This window comes from Cyanobium sp. ATX 6A2, assembly GCF_024346355.1.
GTDB lineage: Bacteria > Cyanobacteriota > Cyanobacteriia > PCC-6307 > Cyanobiaceae > NIES-981.
The window spans coordinates 67,358-80,902 of record NZ_JAGQCU010000007.1 but is presented as its reverse complement, the minus strand read 5'-3'; the positions used below and the strand labels follow the sequence as shown (position 1 = coordinate 80,902).

The following is a 13,545-nucleotide window of genomic DNA, read 5'->3' as shown; positions in this document are numbered from 1 at the left end:
CCATGGATGAGTGCACGGCAGCGGGGATCCACCGCCCAGAACAGAACGATGGCAGGGGGCTTGAGCGGCTGGTAGCTGCCGTGCGCGGGGCCGACAGCAGCGAGGCACTGCTCTCGTCCACAGAGGACCTGGCCGCCAGCGGCGACCCCGAGGCCGCACCGGTGCTGGTGGAGGTGCTGGGCTTCAACAACCCCGGTGCCGCCGTGGCCGCCGTGGATGGGCTGATCCGGCTGCAGGGGGCGGCGGTGGAGGCCCTGCTGCAGCTCGATGCTGAGAACTACGGCGCCAGGGCCTGGGCGGTGAGGGCCCTGGCCGGGATCGGCGACGTGCGCGGCCTGGAGCTGCTGGTGGATGCCCTGGGGAGCGATGTGGCCGCCAGCGTGCGCCGGGCTGCCGCCAAGGGGCTGGGCAACCTGCAACTGGCCCAGCTGCCGGCGCCGGAGCAGGAGCGGATCCTGCAGCGCTGCCTGCAGGCCCTGCTGGCCGCCAGCGCTGACGGTGAATGGGTGGTGCGCTACGCGGTGGCCGTGGCCCTCGAAGCCCTGGCCAGCCGATTGCAGAGCCGTGGCCAGCCTCTCCAGGCCCTGCTGGCGGGGCTGCGCAGCCTGGACGGTGATCGAGACGGCAACCCTCCGGTGGTGCAGCTGCGCGCCAGGCTGGCCCTTGAACGGATCCAGCAGTCATGGGTGTGAGCCAGCGGGTGCTGTTCGTCTGTCTCGGCAACATCTGCCGCTCACCCGCCGCCGAAGGGGTGTTTCTGCAGCGCCTGGCCCAGGCCGGGCTGCAGGAGCGCTACGTGGTGGATTCAGCCGGCACGGGCAGCTGGCACGTGGGCAAGCCGGCCGACGCGCGCATGCGCAGCGCCGCCGCCCGCCGCGGCATTCACCTGCCCAGCCGGGCGCGCCAGCTGGAGGCGGCCGACCTGCAGCGCTTCGATCGCATCCTCACCATGGATGCCGACAACCTGGCCGCGGTGCAGGCGCTGGCCCGCCGCACGCCCCAGGAGGACTGCCGGGCCGTGGTGGAGCCCCTGGTGCGCTACTGCCATCGCCTCAGTGCCAGCGAAGTGCCCGATCCCTACTTCGGCGGGGAGGAGGGATTCGAGCGGGTGCTGGATCTGCTCGAAGACGCCTGCGACGGCCTGCTGATGGCCCTCGAGCGCAGCTGAGCCTTTCTAGTCGGGGCTGGGATCGGGCCAGGCCTCCTCGGGCACCCGCTGCCGGAACAGATCCACCAGGGCCTGGACCACCGCCGCGATGGTCATGCCGTCGGTCACCAGCTCCTCGGCATCGTCGGCCTGCAGCAACGGCGCCACCGCCCGGGTGGAGTCGAGCCGATCCCGCTCGGCGATCTGGGCTTCGAGTTCCGCCAGAGGCGGCACCACAAAGCCGCGCTGCTCGAGATCGTGGGCGCGGCGCCGGGCCCTCTCCGCCACGGTGGCGGTGAGGAACACCTTGAGCTCGGCGTCAGGAAACACGGCCGTGCCGATGTCGCGGCCCTCCGCCACCAGCCCGCCCCGAGCGCCCATGGCCTGCTGCTGGGCCGTGAGGGCTTTGCGCACGCAGCCGTGGGCCGCCACCAGCGACACCTGGACGGTGACCTGGGGACTACGGATCGCCGCGCTCACCTCATGGCCATTGATCTGCACGGTGGTGTCGCCGGCAGCGCCGATGCCCAACCGCAACTCCAGCCCCTGCAGGCAGTTGTCCACGGCCGCGGCATCGGCAGGATCCACCCCCTGGCGCTGCACCCACCAGGTCACCGCCCGGTACATGGCGCCGGTATCGAGGTAGAGCAGGCCCAGACGCTCGGCCAGGGCACGGGTGACGGTGCTCTTGCCGGCTCCCGCCGGCCCATCGATGGCAACGATCGGAGGGCGACTCATCAAAACGGTGTGATCGGTCAGGCGGCTGGAACCGCAGCGGATGGCCGCCGCCAGCACACACAGCCCCCGAGGGCGTGACAGGGGAGCCAGGCTATGGGCTGCCACCAGCTCTGCATACTCCACCACGGCGCCGGCCTGCTCCAGCGCCTGGCGCAACCGGGTGGCCGGATCCACCGCAGCCCCGCTGGGGCCCTCCAGCGGCCGGCTCAGAGACTCCCGAACAGCCTGGAGCGAGGCTGGCAGCACGGCGGCCTGGCGCCGCTCGCCTGGATTCAGGTAACGGTTGCGGGAGCTGCAGGCCAGTCCGTCGCTCTCCCGCACCGTGGCACAGCCCTCCACCGCCACCGCCAGACCCAGATCGGCGAGCACCCGGCGCAGGATCACCAGCTGCTGCCAGTCCTTCTCGCCGAGCAGCAACCGCCGGGGCCGCACCAGGGTCAGCAGGCGCACCACCACCGTGGCCACACCCTCAAAGTGCCCCGGCCGCCTGGGGGCGCAGAGGCTGCTCAGCAGGGAGGCGGGCGGGCGGATCCGGGTGAGGCCCTCCGCGCCTGCCGGCTGGATCTCGTGCACGTCAGGCGCAAACAGGGCCTGGGCACCGACAGCCGCGGCCAGCTCCAGATCCGCGGCCAGGTTGCGGGGGTAGCGCTGGAAATCCTCCCGGGGCCCGAACTGGAGCGGATTCACGTAGGCGCTCACCAACACGGCCGGGACGCCGGCGCCGCGGGGCTGGGCGGCACGGCGGATCAAGGCCTGGTGGCCGGCATGCAGCGCGCCCATGGTGGGCACGAAATGGACGGGACGCGCCTGATCACGGCGCCAGGCCAGCAGATCACGGCGGGTGCGTAGCAGCTGCATCGGGAGCACAGGGATGGGGAGGCCGGCTCAGCCCAGCAAAAAACCCACCTGCTCAAGCGGCAGGTGGGTCGTCAAGCTGGGAAGCGAGCACCCTGATCAGGGTTGGCAAACTCGCCTCAGCTCAGCTGAGCGACTGTCAGCGCAGCACTTCCAGGCGCACGGGGGCCAGGCCGCTGGACACCAGGCCGATCTCATGGGCGGCTCCGTGACCCAGATCGATCACGCGGTTACCCGTGAACGGACCGCGGTCATTGATGCGCACCACGGTGCTGCGACCGTTGTTGAGGTTGGTGACGCGTACGCGGGTGCCGAAGGGCAGGGTGCGGTGGGCTGCCGTGAGGGTGCCAGGCCGGAACACCTCGCCATTGGCGGTGCGGTTGCCGAAGAAGCCGGGGCCGTACCAACTGGCAGTGCCCTGGCTCACCTGCACCACTTCAGAGGCTGAGGCCAGCAGAGTGGAGGGAGCGATGGGCAGGGAATCGAGCTGAAACGTCGGCATGGGTTCCAGATCACGCACAGCCAGGGGGCGTGCTGAGCCATGGCTGGTACCGGCCAGAGCGGGTGTTGCGGTGGCCGCGACTGCGGCAGCGCCAGCAAGGAGAAGGGCAGCGGCGCTTCGGGAAAAGTTACGTCGCATAACGAACGAAACTCCTGATCGCAACATCGATTCCTGAGGAGGTGAATCCTGCGGAGATGGAATCGGTGATGTGGCGATGACGAAATCCTGTAGCTCGAAAGTTACGGGAACCGTGTGGGAGTTCCTCACCAAACAGAGAACGGCGCCAACGTAATGGCTCCGCCGGGACGTTTCCAGCACCGACGCGAGGGCCAACCGCGATCAGATTTCATGATCTGTCATGTCATCGCTGGCCACTACAGGGCTCTGCAGCGAGGAGCAAGGCGCCAAGGCATCAGCAAAGCGAATAGGCGCCATAAGCGCCGCTGATTGAGTTGTATGCCGATCTGGCAACCGTCCACCATCCGTGGTCGCTGGACGGTGCCGGCAGGGGCGTGGCGTCGGAGGATCACCCCACCCACTCACCGCCGCACCAGGGGAGCAGCCATGGACTACCGCACAGCCGGCGTTGATGTGATGGCCGGCCGCGCCTTCGTGGAGCGCATTCGCGCCAGCGTGGAGTCGACCCGGCGACCCGAAGTGCTTGGTGGGCTGGGCGGTTTCGGCGGCCTCTGCCGGCTGCCGGCCGGACTGCGCCAGCCGCTGCTGGTGGCGGGCAGCGATGGGGTGGGCACCAAGCTCGAGCTGGCCCAGGCCCACGGCCGCCATCACGCCGTGGGGATCGATCTGGTGGCCATGTGCGTGAACGACGTGATCACCAGCGGCGCCGAGCCGCTGTTCTTCCTCGACTACATCGCCACCGGCAAGCTCAGCCCCGACGCCCTGGCTGCCGTGGTGGAGGGCATTGCCGATGGCTGTCGGCAATGCGGCTGCGCGCTGCTGGGCGGGGAAACCGCGGAGATGCCCGGTTTCTATGGGCCGGGTCGCTACGACCTGGCCGGCTTCTGTGTGGCCGTGGTGGAAGCCGATGGGCTGATCGACGGTCGCCGGATCGAGGCCGGTGATCGGATCCTCGCCGTGGCCAGCAGCGGCGTGCACAGCAACGGCTTCAGCCTCGTGCGCCGCATCCTTGAAGAGCAGCAACCGGCCAACCCCGCCACCGCCGCCCCGCTTCCCGGCGAGGAGCGACCGATCATCGAGGCCCTGCTCACCCCCACCCGGCTCTACGCCGCCCTGGTGAAGACCCTTCTGACAGCGGAGATTCCCGTGCGTGGCATGGCCCACATCACCGGCGGCGGCTTGCCGGAAAACCTGCCTCGCTGCCTGCCCCAGGGTGTGCACGGTGCCATCGACCCCCACAGCTGGCAGCGCCCAGCCCTGTTCCGCTGGTTGCAGGAGGCCGGACAGGTGCCGGAAACCGACCTCTGGAACACCTTCAATCTGGGCGTGGGCTTCTGCCTGGTGCTGCCCCCCGCAGCCACCGACCCCGCCCTGGCTCTCTGCCGTGAAACCGGTCACGTCGCCTGGGTGATGGGGGAGGTGCGCTCAGGAGGGGTGCCGTCAGGGGGCGCCCTGGCGGGACTGCCGTTCTGAGCGCACCTCCCCCCTGCCTAGGGTGCCGGCAGGATCCGTGATCCAGGCCGGCCCTGACGATCCACGGCCGCTGGCCCCGGGTTCTTTCGATGACACGGGTTCTTTCGATGACGTCGTACTGCGTTGAAGAGGTATTGCATGCTCAATAACCAGGATCCAATCCGTTTTCCGGCGGGGCAGCGCCTGACCCGCCGCCGCAGTTCGGCCGGTCCGCTCCCCCCGATGCGCCCCCAGCGGCCCCGCACCCCCCTGAACCGGGGCCTGCGCCCCACCTATCTGGGCCTGCGCGACCACGGGCGGGTGTACGTGGCCGATCTGCCCCGACTCTCCGATGGTCAGCTGGCGCGACTGCTGCAGGAGGCCCAGGAGATGCACGGCAGCCTCAGCCGCCGGCTGGCGGAACCGGGCCTCGGCGACCAGACCGACGCCCCCCAGACCAGCGCCCTCCAGACCCCTGCCCTGGATGAGGACACCCGCATCCGCGCCGCCACCAAGCTGGATGTGACCGAACGCTTCCTGCGCGCCATCGCCGAAGAGCAGGAGGGCCGCCGCTCCAACCCCGCCCTGCGGGCCGCGGCGGATGAATCCCTGGCCCGCACCTTTCTGGAACTGGCCCGGCACCGCCTGCCCGGCCCCACGTTCGAATCGCTCCTGCAGGAAGCGCTGTCGGCCTGCTGCGGCGAACAGGATTCAGCCCCCAGCCAGGGCCAGGCCCTGCCCGTGGTGCTCACACCGGCTGTGGAGGCCACCGCCTCCTGAGCCCTGGAGCGGCGGTTCAGGAACTCTGAAACGGGTTGGCCGGCATCCGCCGGTTCAGCCCCAGGGCCAGAGCATCCAGTCGTCGGCGCTCCTCGGCGCTGAGCTGCCAGGCCAGGGCGTCAGCCGCCAGCTCCGCCTGAGCCGGCGTGCGCAGACCCACGATCGGCAGGGCCCCGTGGGCCCGGCACCAGTTCAGTGCCACCGCCGCGAGCGAGGCCCCATGGGGCTCGCCGATGCCGGCCATGCAGCTGCGCAGAGGCTCCAGCTGGGGTTCAAGGCGAGCGAACAGCGCCCCTCGGGGGCCTCGGGGCCGCAGTGCTGCTTCCTGCCCGCTGCGTGCCAGCAGGCCCAGGGCCAGGGGGCTGTAGGCGATCAGATCGATGTTGAGGTCGCGGCACACCGCCGCCAGGCCCCCCCTAAGGATGGGGTCGGGAGACAGCAGCGAGAGCTGCACCTGCAGGCTGGTGAGACGCACCCCACGCTCGGCGAGGCGGCGCTGCACCTGCCGCAGGCGCCGCGGCCCCATGTTGGAGACGCCCAGCTCGGCCACCTCGCCGGCCAACACCAGATCGGCCAGCCCATCAAGCAGGGGATCCTCCTGCCAGGGGGCATAGCGGGCCGTGCTCCAGTGCAGCTGCACCCGCTGCAGATGGCCATCCAGCCGGCGGCGGGAGGCCTGGAAGGCGCGACGCAAGCCCCCCCGGCCCAACCGCCAGGGGAACGGCGCCAGCTTCGTGGCCACCCGCACCCGCCGCTGCAGATCGGGGGGCAGACCGGTGCAGAACCGCCCCAGCAGAACTTCACTGCGACCGTTCCAGCGACCGGTGCCATAGGAATCGGCCGTATCCACAAAGCTCAGCCCCAGCTCCAGTGCCCGGCGGAAGGTGACCTCCAGCAGGCCATCCTGGGCCGGGTCATAGCCCCACAGGAAGCGATTGCCCCAGGCCCAGGTGCCGATCCCGATCGCGGGCAGAGGCAGTGCGGTGGGGAGATCGGCCATGGTGAGCAGAACCACCTGCAGCGCCATCGCCACTATGGGTGACTTCGCCTCACCACCTCACCCCCGCACCGCCGGCCCCTCCACCGCTGCCAACCGTTGCTCCAGCCCCATCACCCCCCAACCCAAGGCCGCAGACGAGCCGCTGCTCTGCCAGCACTGCGGTCGCACCGCCAGCAATGGCATCAGCTGCCAGGGCTTCTGCGTGGCCGACTCGGACTACTGACCGGGTCGGCCGCCGCTGCCCTGGTTCTTGCCGGCCCCGGCCCCGTGGTGGAGCTGCTGTCCGCAGCTCCGGTGAGGGCGGTGGATTTCGGGCGCTGGCAAACCAGCACCAGCCGCTGCAGCTGGCAGCGGGGCCCATCCAGCCCACGCCACGACTGCCAGGGCCTGCGGCTGGAGCAGAACCTTGAGGGGTTTCTGAACGTGCGCTTCCTGGCTGATGGCCAGGGCGATCCGATTGCCCTCGAGCAGCTCGTGTTCGCCGGTGCCCTGGAATCCGACCATGGGGCGATGCGCTGCGACAGCGATGGGCGCTGCCGGCCGCAGTGGCCGGCGCGGCTGGCCGTGGCCACTGTGGCCGATGCCAGCTTCAATCAACGCGGCCTGGTGATGGGGCTGCCCCGCACCCATCTGGCCCGCGGTCACTGCCAGCTGGAGCGCACCCGCGTGCACTGCCAGGCCCGGGGGCAGGGTGGTGAAACCTGGATCGCCGAGGCCGAGCTCTCAGGCCAGCCCGCCCACAATGGGCCTGCTGGAACAATGAGGGCAGCGGATTGACGCCGATCCCTGCAAAGGCGGCACCCAGATTCGAACTGGGGATAAAGGATTTGCAATCCTCTGCCTTACCACTTGGCCATGCCGCCAGCCGGGGAGCAAACTCCCACGGGCGGATCGTATCAGCCGTGGCATGGGCTCTCCGCTGCTGGTTCTGAGCAACGGCCACGGGGAGGACGCCATCGCCCTGCGGGTGATTCAGGCCCTCAGGCGGCGGCGACCGCAGCAGCAGGTGTGGGTGCTGCCGCTGGTGGGGGAAGGCCGCGTCTTCGCCGCCGCTGAGCGCGCCGGGGAGCTGCAGCGCGTGGGTCCCCGGCAACCCCTGCCCAGCGGGGGCTTCTCCAATCAGAGCCTGCGGGGCATGGCCAGCGATCTGGCGGCGGGGTTGGCGGCGCTGACCTGGCGGCAGTGGCGCTGGGTGCGGCGCTGGGGGACCAGCGGTGCCCCGCTGCTGGCGGTGGGTGACCTGCTGCCCCTCGCCCTGGCCTGGGGCAGCGGCGCGCCATTCGCCTTCCTCGGTACCCCCAAGAGCGACTACACCTGGCGATCGCCGGCACCGCCGGACTGGGGCGACAGCCCGCTGGCCGATGCCTATCACCGCTGCAAGGGCAGCGAGTGGGATCCCTGGGAATGGGCCCTGATGGCCAGCCGTCGCTGCCGGCTGGTGGCCGTGCGCGACCGGATCACGGCCAGGGGCCTGCGGCGCTGCGGGGTTTCGGCGCTGGCACCGGGCAACCCCATGCTCGATGAGCTCGACGGAGAGCCGCTGCCCGCCTGGCTCAGCCAGCGGCGGCGCCTGCTGCTGCTGCCGGGCAGCCGGATGCCGGAAGCCCTCGGCAATGGCACGCGGCTGCTGGAGGCGTTGGCGCTCTGGCCAGCGCCGCAGGCCTGCACCGTGCTGCTGGCCTGCGGCAGCCAGCCGGATCAGGCGCACTGGGATGGGTTGTTGCAGGGCCGGGGCTGGCAGACCGAACGGCTGAGCGGCGCCGCTGCCGCGGCGGGCGCCAGCGCGGCCTGGCGACGGGGCGCGCTCAGCCTGCTGCTCGGCGGCGGGCGGTTCGAGGCCTGGGCCGGCTGGGCGGAGGTGGGGCTGGCCACGGCCGGCACAGCCACCGAACAACTGGTGGGGCTTGGGATTCCGGCGCTGTCACTGCCGGGGCCCGGGCCCCAGTTCCGGGCCGGATTCGCCAGGCGGCAGAGCCGCCTGCTGGGAGGAGCGGTGGTGCCCTGCCACACACCGGCGGAGCTGGCGGCCCGGCTCCGCCACCTGCTCGACGACCCGCCGCTGCGGCGGCGGCTGGGGGCGATCGGCCAGCGCCGCATGGGCCCGACGGGCGGCAGCGCGAGGCTGGCCGCGCTGCTGGAGCAGCGCCTGCTGGCGCCCCCGGGGCCCGCCGCCGATGGGCTGGGATGATGGTCGATGTTCCACTGGTGGCGCCACCATGGCCGGAATTTCCGATCGGGCCTACACCGCCATCTGTGCGCGCCTGGCCTCTGCGCTGGGGGTGAGCCTGGCCTCCGCGCGCCGCCGGGTGGACATCCGGGCCGCCCAGGCCGGCATCCGCGAACCGGAGGCCAAGCGGGACCTGGCGGAGGAGTTGCTGGCCGAGCTGCAGTCGAGCGCCAGCGACCACCACAACCTGCTCACCGCCCAGCTGGAGGCGGTGGGCAATGACGAGAACTTCATGCTGGACGACTGAGCGTCCCGGAGCCCGCCCGGGGAGCCGGGACGCTCAGCGGTTGCCGCCGCTGGAGTGCTCGAAGAGCAGGTGGAAGCGGTTGCGGTCGAGCTCCGCCATCACGGGCAGACAACCGAAACAGCGCTGGGCCAGATCCCAGCGCTCCTCGCGCCTGAGCATCGTTTCCAGCCGGTCGCGGGCCGGCAGCAGATAGCGCACATCCCCCGCCGCGTAGGCGAGCTGGGTGTCGCTGAGATCCTCCACCCGGCCCCAGTCGGAGCTCTGGGCCTGCTTGTCGAGCTCGATGCCCACCAGCTCCTGCACCACCTCCTTGAGACCGTGCCTGGGGCTGTAGGTACGGGCCAGCCGGCTGGCCACCTTGGTGCAGAACAGCGGCTGCACCGTGATGCCCAGGTTCTCGGCCAGGGCGGCCACATCGAAGCGGGCGAAGTGGAACACCTTCTCGATCGCGGGGTTCTCCATCAGTCCCTGCAGCCGCGGCGCCTGCCGCTGGCCGCGGGCCAGGCGGATGCAGCACACGTTGTCGCTGTCATCACAGATCTGCACCAGGCAGAGGCGGTCGCGGCCGTGGATCAGCCCCATCGCCTCGGTGTCCACCGCCAGGGCCCGGGCTGCCCCGAAGCGATCCGCCCAACCGGCGTCGAGGTCGCCATCAAAGACAGCGAAACGGGCCGGGGCGGGCAGGTTGCTGCTGGGGGCGGCGGTCATCGGCGGGGGCTGGCGGAATCGCCCATGCTGACAACCCGGGCGGACCTGCACGACGGCGGCGGATCCAGCAGAATCCCGCCATGGCCACCTCAGGCTCCACCCTGCTGCTCACCCTGTTGCTGGCCATCGGGCTGGTGTTTTTCCTGCGCGCCGCCAGCAAGGACCGCACCACCACCGTGGAGGTGCGCAGCTCCAGGCCCGCCCTTGAGGTGCTTCCCGCCCTCAGCACCTGGCTGGAGCAGCGGGGCTGGCAGGCGCAGACGTCCGACCCCGAGCGCCGCAGCCTGCTCTTCCGCGGCCAGGTGAGCTCCAGCCCGCTGCTGGCCGTGCTGCTTTCCCTGCTCGGCGGGCTCGGAGCCGGCTGTCTGGGGCTGGTGTGGCGCCAGCTGCTGCCCGCTCTGGGCTGGTGGCCGCTGCTGCTGGCCCTGCTCGGGCCGCTCGCAGGCCTGCTCTACCGCCGCCGTGCCTCCCGCGACGAAACCGTGGAGCTGCGCCTGATCAGTCACGACCAGTCCACCGGCAGCGCCCTCAAGCTGCGGGCCCACCGCGATGAGCTGATCGCCCTGGAACAGGAGCTGGGCTCCACACTGGGGCTCTACAGCGACGCCAACCTGCTCAAATCCCCCCTATGAATCCATCCTGGCGCCGCTGGTTTCGATTCCTGGCCCTGGGCGCTCTGGTGGCGGCCCTGGCCGTGGGTGTGGGGGCCGGCGCCCAGGCCCCGGGCTGGGCCGGGAGCGACCCCCTCACCGGGCCCCGCAGCCGGCTGAGCGACCGCAAGGACTGGCTCGGTGCCAGGGCCCTGCCCGAGACCGTGGACATCCTGCTGCTGGCCGGCCATGCCGATTCCCAGAACATGGCGGGTTCCGGCACCCCGGGCGAGGCGGTGGCCCTGCGGGGGGCGGCGCCGATGCAATCCGGCATGAGCGACGAGCTCTACTGGAACCTGCTCACCGCCCGGACCGTGGAAGCCCTTGGCCGCCAGCGAGGGTTGGCGATGCGCTTCTACGACCCACCGCTGCGCACCATCCACAACGGAGATGATCCGCGCACCAACTGGAGCGTTGGTCGCAACCATGCCCGCAGCGGCGGCTACGCCCTGGAGATTCACTACGACGCCTACGGGCCCGATGGGGTGGGCTCGGGCCTGATCCCGCCGCTGCAGCGCCGTCCCAGCCGTGTTGATGAGAGCCTGGCCCAGGCCTTCGGTGCCTACCCCCTGCACTACCGCGACGGCCTTGGGGCCCCGCGCCGGGGCATCGCCATGCTGGAGATCGGCAAGCTGGAAGGCCCACTGGAGGTCGCCCTGCGCGATCCCAGCCGCCGTCAGGCCACGCTCAACGCCATCGCCAGCCGGGTGGTGGATGGAATCGAACGGGGCCTTGGTCGCCTGCCCGTCACACCCCTCGAGCCAGCTGTGGCAGCCGGGGGCGGTGCCGACCCCGACCTCAGCGACCTCAGCCCAGCGCCTGGTGGGGCGCGCAGCGTTCGCTGAGGGCTGGGTCCTCCAGCCAGTTCTGAGGTTTGGTGAACAGCTCGGTGAGCAGGGACTCACGGCTGCCGGGCTCCACGGTGTAGCCGTACTCCCAGCGCACCAGGGGAGGCAGCGACATCAGGATCGACTCGGTGCGGCCGTTGGTCTGCAGACCGAAGATGGTGCCGCGATCAAACACGAGATTGAACTCCACGTAGCGACCGCGGCGGTAGAGCTGGAACTGGCGCTCCCGCTCGCCGTAGGAGCTGGCCTGGCGCCGCTCCACAATCGGCACGTAGCTGGGCAGGAAGGCGTTGCCACAGGCGCTGGCGAGCTGGAAGAGCTGCTGCCAGCTCTGGCTGATCGCCCCGATCCGGCCACTGGCGGCGGCGGCGGGTCCGGCCGCATCCTGCCCCTTGTAGAGAACGCCGGCGGGGTCCTGGTAGTCGTAGAAGATGCCGCCCACGCCGCGGGTCTCGCCGCGGTGCTTGAGGTAGAAGTACTCGTCACACCAGGGCTTGAACACCTGGTAGTAGGCGGGGTTGACGCTGTCGCAGGCCGCCTTGAGGGTGCGATGGAAGTGCTGGGCGTCCTCGAGATAGGGGTAGTAGGGAGTGAGGTCGGCTCCGCCCCCGAACCACCACACCGGGCCGGCCTCGAAATAGCGGTAGTTGAGGTGAACGGTGGGGATGTAGGGATTGCGGGGATGCAACACCATGGAGGTGCCCGTGGCAAACCAGGGATGTCCCTTGGCTTCCGGGCGCTGACTGAGGATCGAGGGGGGCAGTTCGGAGCCCTGCACCTCGGAGAAGTTCACCCCTCCCTGCTCGAACACCCGGCCGGCCTTGATCACGCGGGAGCGACCGCCACCGCCCTCCGCACGCTCCCAGCTCTCCTCGAGGAAGCGCCCCTCCCCGTCAAGCTGCTCCAGACCGGCACAGATGGAATCCTGCAGACCGAGCAGAAGAGCGCGGGCCCGCTGGCGGGAATCGGCCGGTGGAGCCTCGAGGGCCTGGAGCATGGATTCCGCGCCGCATCGGCGTACGAATTGGAGATACCTTTTCAGGCCGCCCAACCCCTCCACAAGAGGGGTGAGAGCCTCTGTCACGCCGCCGGCCCTGCCCCGGAGCGACATCCCTAGGATCAGCGCTTGTCGCAGCAGCGCTTGGATGGCCACCCCGGAGCAGGCCCGCGATGCCCTCAGTGCGGTGAAGGATGCGGGCAGCGGCCGCGATCTGCTTGAGCTGGGCTGGATCCAGAACCCCCGACTGCAGGGGCAGCGGGCCGTGATCCGCCTGGCCCTGCCTGGCTTTGCCCAGAGTCAGCGCGACCGGATCGTGCGTGAAGCCCAGGCGGCGCTGCTGGCCCTCGAAGGCATCGACGAGGTGCAGTTCGAACTGGCCCAGCCCAGCACCCCGCCGCCGTCGGGGGCCCCGATCGGCGCCGCCGGCCATGGCCCCGGCGGACAGGGACAACTGCCTGAACGCCAGCCCATTGCCGGCGTGAAACAGGTGATCGCCGTGAGCAGCGGCAAAGGTGGGGTGGGCAAGAGCACCGTGGCCGTGAACCTGGCCTGCGCCCTGGCCCGCGATGGCCTGAAGGTGGGGCTCCTCGACGCCGACATCTACGGCCCCAACGCACCCACCATGCTGGGGGTGGCCGATCGCACCCCCGAGGTCCGCGACGAGGGGGGCACCCAGATGCTCGTGCCGATGCAGAGCTGCGGCATCGGCATGGTGTCGATGGGCCTGCTGGTGGCGCAGAACCAGCCGGTGATCTGGCGTGGCCCCATGCTCAACGGCATCATCCGCCAGTTTCTCTATCAGGTGGACTGGGGCGAACGCGATGTGGTGGTGGTGGATCTGCCGCCAGGCACCGGAGACGCCCAGCTCACATTGGCCCAGGCCGTGCCCATGGCAGGCGTGCTGATCGTCACCACACCCCAGGAGGTGTCCCTGGCCGATGCCCGCCGAGGGCTGGCCATGTTCCTGCAGATGGGGATCCCCGTGCTTGGGGTGGTGGAGAACATGAGCGCCTTCATTCCTCCCGACGCCCCCGACAAGCGCTACGCGATCTTCGGCAGCGGTGGCGGCGCCCGGCTGGCCGCCGAGGGAGGTGTGCCTCTGCTTGCGGAGCTGCCCTTGGAACTGCCGGTGCGCGAGGGCGGCGACCAAGGCGTGCCGGTGGTGCTGTCAGCCCCGGAGTCGGCCACGGCCCAGGCGTTCTCGGCCCTGGCCCGCAGGATCGCAGCGCTCACTCCCGTGCCGGCCTGAGGGC

The 13,545-nt window shown here is 70.6% G+C and carries 16 protein-coding genes and 1 tRNA gene; 11 read left to right on the top strand and 6 right to left on the bottom strand.

Annotated elements, in window-relative coordinates:
- Nucleotides 1-2: 2 nt before the first annotated feature.
- Nucleotides 3-692: a HEAT repeat domain-containing protein gene (locus tag KBY96_RS08460; RefSeq protein WP_254978926.1), complete on the top strand. Its 690-nt coding sequence runs from the start codon at nucleotides 3-5 to the stop codon at nucleotides 690-692.
- Nucleotides 683-1,168, top strand: coding sequence for a low molecular weight protein-tyrosine-phosphatase (locus tag KBY96_RS08455; RefSeq protein ID WP_254978925.1), 486 nt, complete (start codon nucleotides 683-685; stop codon nucleotides 1,166-1,168). The genes KBY96_RS08460 and KBY96_RS08455 overlap by 10 nt, the downstream gene beginning before the upstream one ends.
- Before the next feature lie 6 nt (nucleotides 1,169-1,174).
- Here KBY96_RS08455 and KBY96_RS08450 read toward each other — a convergent pair whose 3' ends face one another.
- Entirely contained in the window at nucleotides 1,175-2,743 is a 1,569-nt protein-coding gene (locus tag KBY96_RS08450; RefSeq protein WP_254978924.1) for a bifunctional pantoate--beta-alanine ligase/(d)CMP kinase, read from the bottom strand.
- A gap of 136 nt (nucleotides 2,744-2,879) precedes the next feature.
- Nucleotides 2,880-3,380: a septal ring lytic transglycosylase RlpA family protein gene (locus KBY96_RS08445; RefSeq protein ID WP_254978923.1), complete on the bottom strand. Its 501-nt coding sequence runs from the start codon at nucleotides 3,378-3,380 to the stop codon at nucleotides 2,880-2,882.
- Between the two features lie 426 nt (nucleotides 3,381-3,806).
- Between KBY96_RS08445 and purM the strand changes: the two genes are divergently transcribed.
- Nucleotides 3,807-4,853: a phosphoribosylformylglycinamidine cyclo-ligase gene (purM, locus tag KBY96_RS08440; protein WP_254978922.1), complete on the top strand. Its 1,047-nt coding sequence runs from the start codon at nucleotides 3,807-3,809 to the stop codon at nucleotides 4,851-4,853.
- 159 nt (nucleotides 4,854-5,012) lie between these two features.
- Nucleotides 5,013-5,612: a hypothetical protein gene (locus tag KBY96_RS08435; protein WP_396122301.1), complete on the top strand. Its 600-nt coding sequence runs from the start codon at nucleotides 5,013-5,015 to the stop codon at nucleotides 5,610-5,612.
- Between the two features lie 16 nt (nucleotides 5,613-5,628).
- Here KBY96_RS08435 and KBY96_RS08430 read toward each other — a convergent pair whose 3' ends face one another.
- The gene (locus tag KBY96_RS08430; RefSeq protein WP_254978920.1) at nucleotides 5,629-6,612 is read right to left on the bottom strand and encodes an aldo/keto reductase; all 984 of its coding nucleotides are present in this window, start codon (nucleotides 6,610-6,612) and stop codon (nucleotides 5,629-5,631) included.
- On the opposite strand from KBY96_RS08430, the gene KBY96_RS08425 reads away from it, so the two are divergent.
- Both KBY96_RS08425 and KBY96_RS08420 read left to right on the top strand, forming a co-directional pair.
- On the top strand, nucleotides 6,611-6,835 hold the full coding sequence (locus KBY96_RS08425) for a hypothetical protein (protein WP_396122298.1): 225 nt from the start codon (nucleotides 6,611-6,613) through the stop codon (nucleotides 6,833-6,835). The genes KBY96_RS08430 and KBY96_RS08425 overlap by 2 nt on opposite strands.
- Nucleotides 6,836-6,882: 47 nt before the next feature.
- Nucleotides 6,883-7,389 (top strand): hypothetical protein, encoded by a 507-nt coding sequence (locus tag KBY96_RS08420; protein ID WP_254978919.1) that lies wholly within the window; start codon nucleotides 6,883-6,885, stop codon nucleotides 7,387-7,389.
- Between the two features lie 15 nt (nucleotides 7,390-7,404).
- Here the strand turns inward: KBY96_RS08420 and KBY96_RS08415 are convergent.
- Nucleotides 7,405-7,475, bottom strand: a tRNA-Cys gene (locus KBY96_RS08415).
- A 44-nt stretch (nucleotides 7,476-7,519) separates the two neighbouring features.
- On the opposite strand from KBY96_RS08415, the gene KBY96_RS08410 reads away from it, so the two are divergent.
- Nucleotides 7,520-8,800, top strand: coding sequence for a lipid-A-disaccharide synthase-related protein (locus KBY96_RS08410; protein WP_254978918.1), 1,281 nt, complete (start codon nucleotides 7,520-7,522; stop codon nucleotides 8,798-8,800).
- A 28-nt stretch (nucleotides 8,801-8,828) separates the two neighbouring features.
- Nucleotides 8,829-9,086, top strand: coding sequence for a hypothetical protein (locus tag KBY96_RS08405; protein ID WP_254978917.1), 258 nt, complete (start codon nucleotides 8,829-8,831; stop codon nucleotides 9,084-9,086).
- Between the two features lie 33 nt (nucleotides 9,087-9,119).
- Here KBY96_RS08405 and KBY96_RS08400 read toward each other — a convergent pair whose 3' ends face one another.
- Nucleotides 9,120-9,794 carry a ribonuclease D gene (locus KBY96_RS08400; protein ID WP_254978916.1) on the bottom strand — a complete coding sequence of 225 codons (675 nt, stop codon included), beginning with the start codon at nucleotides 9,792-9,794 and terminating at the stop codon, nucleotides 9,120-9,122.
- 80 nt (nucleotides 9,795-9,874) lie between these two features.
- Between KBY96_RS08400 and KBY96_RS08395 the strand changes: the two genes are divergently transcribed.
- A complete protein-coding gene (locus KBY96_RS08395) occupies nucleotides 9,875-10,426 on the top strand; it encodes a cofactor assembly of complex C subunit B (RefSeq protein WP_254978915.1) in 552 nt (183 codons plus the stop codon).
- A complete protein-coding gene (locus KBY96_RS08390) occupies nucleotides 10,423-11,289 on the top strand; it encodes a dehydrogenase (RefSeq protein WP_254978914.1) in 867 nt (288 codons plus the stop codon). Before KBY96_RS08395 ends, KBY96_RS08390 begins: the two co-directional genes overlap by 4 nt.
- Here KBY96_RS08390 and hemF read toward each other — a convergent pair.
- A complete protein-coding gene (gene hemF / locus KBY96_RS08385; RefSeq protein ID WP_254978913.1) occupies nucleotides 11,252-12,289 on the bottom strand; it encodes an oxygen-dependent coproporphyrinogen oxidase in 1,038 nt (345 codons plus the stop codon). The two genes, KBY96_RS08390 and hemF, sit on opposite strands and share 38 nt — an antisense overlap.
- Before the next feature lie 148 nt (nucleotides 12,290-12,437).
- Between hemF and KBY96_RS08380 the strand changes: the two genes are divergently transcribed.
- Entirely contained in the window at nucleotides 12,438-13,541 is a 1,104-nt protein-coding gene (locus tag KBY96_RS08380) for an Mrp/NBP35 family ATP-binding protein (RefSeq protein WP_254978912.1), read from the top strand.
- Nucleotides 13,542-13,545 lie beyond the last annotated feature (4 nt).